The sequence below is a fragment of the Streptomyces sp. UNOC14_S4 genome, from assembly GCF_020740835.1.
GTDB lineage: Bacteria > Actinomycetota > Actinomycetes > Streptomycetales > Streptomycetaceae > Streptomyces.
Genome location: NZ_JAINFC010000684.1, coordinates 1 through 3,174, shown reverse-complemented (window position 1 = coordinate 3,174; position 3,174 = coordinate 1). Strand labels below are relative to the sequence as shown.

General features: G+C 71.1%; 3 protein-coding genes. 2 read left to right on the top strand and 1 reads right to left on the bottom strand.

Going from position 1 to position 3,174, the window contains the following annotated elements; genetic code table 11:
* Positions 1–59 precede the first annotated feature (59 nt).
* On the bottom strand, positions 60–569 hold the full coding sequence (locus K6I34_RS34285) for a MarR family winged helix-turn-helix transcriptional regulator (RefSeq protein ID WP_229331945.1): 510 nt from the start codon (positions 567–569) through the stop codon (positions 60–62).
* A gap of 281 nt (positions 570–850) precedes the next feature.
* On the opposite strand from K6I34_RS34285, the gene ilvA reads away from it, so the two are divergent.
* Both ilvA and K6I34_RS34275 read left to right on the top strand, forming a co-directional pair.
* Positions 851–2,086, top strand: a complete 1,236-nt coding sequence (ilvA, locus tag K6I34_RS34280; protein ID WP_229331946.1) for a threonine ammonia-lyase — start codon at positions 851–853, stop codon at positions 2,084–2,086.
* A 96-nt stretch (positions 2,087–2,182) separates the two neighbouring features.
* On the top strand, positions 2,183–3,174 hold a 992-nt coding region (locus K6I34_RS34275), incomplete at its 3' end, for an ATP-binding cassette domain-containing protein (RefSeq protein ID WP_229331944.1).

Genomic DNA, 3,174 nt, shown 5'->3' with positions numbered 1-3,174 from the left:
GTCCGGGGCGGCGCCCCGTGGGGGTCTGGGGGCGCCGCCCCCAGAAACACTCCCCCCGACTACGCCTGAGGCGGTGCCGCCGCAGGCGGCGAGACCGGGAGCAGCGCGTCGGAGAGCGCCGAGTTGAAGCGCGTCAGGAGGCTGCAGAAAGCATCCCGCTCGTCCTCCGTCCAGCCCTCCGTCACCAGGGCCATCAGCTCGCGGCGCGAGGCGCGGACCTCGTCGAGGCGGGCCTTGCCGCGCGGCGAGAGCTGGAGGACGACGGCGCGGCCGTCCTCGGGGTGCGAGGTGCGCTTGACGAGGCCGGTGTCGACGAGCGGCGCCACCTGGCGGGTGACGGTCGACGAGTCGATGCCCATGCCCGCGGCGAGCGCCTTGACGCCCATCGGGCCTTCCTGGTCGAGGCGGTTGAGCAGGAGATACGCGGCGCGGTCCATGGAGTTGCGGACCTGGCCTACACCGCCGAGCCGGGTCTGTTCGGCTCGGCGTGCGAAGACGGCCACCTGGTGCTGGAGGGCATCGAGGACGCCTGGGGCGAGGTCGGTCTTCATGTCCGAAGGGGTGGGCATGGCCTGGGGCTCACTTCGTGCGGCGGGCAGGGAATCGCTGTGGATTGGGGGACAGAGTACGCGCCCCAGGAGGCGCCCGTACGGGGGCTGCGCAAACCGTTCGGTATGCGGTGGCATGCGCACTCCCGTACGCCTCGCCGTACGCCGTGCCGGTATGCCCGGCGTTATCCCGGCTGCGGCCCTCTGTATCCCTCTGTATCCCTCCTGTGCCGGTCGTCACGTGAGGGAACTGCGAGACTGGCCGCATGGCTGCACGAGTGGCTGACGAGGGCGGGACCGATATGTCCGCTATGTCCGACCTGTCCGCGCCGTATCCCGCGGTGACGCTCGACCAGGTGCGGCACGCGCAGAAGACGCTCTCCGGGGTGGCCCGCGTCACCGCGCTGGAGGGCAGTCGCTTCCTGTCCGGGCTGGTCGGGGCCCCTGTCCACCTGAAGTGCGAGAACCTCCAGCGCACCGGCTCCTTCAAGATACGGGGCGCCTACGTGCGCATCGCGGGGCTCTCGGCAGAGGAGCGCGCGGCGGGAGTCGTGACCGCCAGCGCGGGCAACCATGCGCAGGGCGTGGCCCTGGCCGCCGCACTCCTGGGCGTGCGCTCCACGGTGTTCATGCCGCAGGGCGCGCCCCTCCCGAAGGTCGCGGCGACCCGTGAGTACGGCGCGGAAGTGCGCCTGTACGGGCAGATCGTCGACGAGACGATGCGGGCCGCCCGGGAGTACGCCGACCGCACCGGCGCGGTCTTCGTCCACCCCTTCGACCACCCGGACGTCATCGCGGGCCAGGGCACGGTGGGGCTGGAGATCCTCGAACAGTGCCCCGAGGCCGGCACGATCGTGGTCGGCGTCGGCGGCGGAGGGCTCGTGGCGGGCATCGCCGTGGCGGTGAAGTCCCTGCGGCCCGACGTACGGATCGTGGGCGTCCAGGCCGCGGGCGCGGCGGCCTACCCGCCCTCGCTGGCCGCCGGGCACCCGGTGTCGGTCGGGGCGCCGACGACGATGGCGGACGGCATCAAGGTGGGGCGCCCGGGCGACGTGCCGTTCCGGATCGTCGCGGAACTGGTCGACGAGGTCCGTACGGTCTCCGAGGACGAGCTCTCCAGCGCGCTGCTGCTCTGCCTGGAGCGGGCGAAGCTGGTGGTGGAGCCGGCCGGGGCGAGCCCGGTGGCGGCGCTGCTGGCCGATCCCGGCTCCTTCCGGGGGCCCGTCGTCGCGGTGCTGTCGGGCGGCAACGTGGACCCGCTGCTGCTCCAGCGCATCCTGCGGCACGGCATGGCGGCGGCCGGTCGCTACCTGTCGCTGCGGCTGCGGCTGACGGACCGCCCCGGGGCGCTCGCCGCGCTCCTGGAGCTGCTGTCGGAGACCGACGCCAACGTCGTCGACATCAGCCACGTGCGCACCGACCCGCGGCTCGGTCTCACGGAAGCGGAAGTGGAGTTGCATCTGGAGACCAAGGGGACCGCGCACTGTGCCGAGGTGGGTGCGATCCTGCGGGACGCGGGATACCGGGTCATGGGCTGAGCGGTAGCGAGCAGATGTGGAGGTTATTTCACAGGGCGGAACGACTGCCTCGATCGTAAAATTCTGTATGACGTCACCCAAACGGGGAGAACCTCCATGCCAGGCGCCATTTTTGCCGAAGGCCTGGTCAAGACCTTCGGCGATGTCAGGGCTCTGGACGGCGTCGATCTCGACGTACCGGAAGGAACCGTTCTAGGACTGCTCGGCCCCAACGGCGCAGGCAAGACCACTGCCGTACGGGTGCTCACCACGCTGATCAAGCCCGACCGGGGCAGCGCCGTGGTGGCGGGCATCGATGTACTGAAGAACCCCGACGCGGTCCGCCGCGTCATCGGCCTCTCCGGCCAGTTCGCCGCCGTGGACGAATATCTGACGGGCCGTGAGAATCTCCGCATGGTCGGCCAGCTCTACCAGATGTCGAGCCGTGCCGCGCGGGCACGGGCCGACGAGCTCCTGGAGCGCTTCAACCTCGGCGACGCGGCGGACCGCATGGCCAAGACCTACTCCGGCGGCATGCGCCGCCGCCTCGACCTCGCGGCGGCCCTGGTCGTCAGCCCGCCCGTGATGTTCATGGACGAGCCGACCACCGGGCTCGACCCGCGCAACCGCCAGCAGCTCTGGGAGGTCATCCAGGAACTCGTCGCGGGCGGCACCACCTTGCTGCTCACCACGCAGTACCTGGAGGAGGCCGACCACCTCGCGCACGACATCGCGGTCGTCGACCACGGCCGGGTGATCGCGCGCGGCACCTCCGACCAGCTCAAGGCACGTACGGGCGGCGAGCGCGTCGAGGTCGTCGTGCACGCGCCCGAGCACATCGCCGTCGCCGACGAGGTCCTGCGGGGCTTCGGCAAGGGCGAGACCAAGATCGAGGAGCACACCCGCAAGGTCACCGTCCCGGTCTCCGGCGGAGCCAAGCTGCTCGCCGAGGTCATCAGAGAGCTCGACACGCGCGGCATAGAGATCGACGACATCGCCCTGCGCCGCCCGACGCTGGACGACGTCTTCATCTCGCTCACCGGGCACGCCGCGGAGACGACGGAGGAAGGGGAACGGGAGCAGGGAGGGGCACAGGAAGGGGAAGGCGA

Excerpts from the sequence above, each read along its gene's own strand:
- K6I34_RS34285 (WP_229331945.1), bottom strand. The coding sequence starts at position 569 with ATGCCCACCCCTTCGGACATGAAGACCGACCTCGCCCCAGGCGTCCTC.
- ilvA (WP_229331946.1), top strand. The coding sequence starts at position 851 with ATGTCCGCTATGTCCGACCTGTCCGCGCCGTATCCCGCGGTGACGCTC.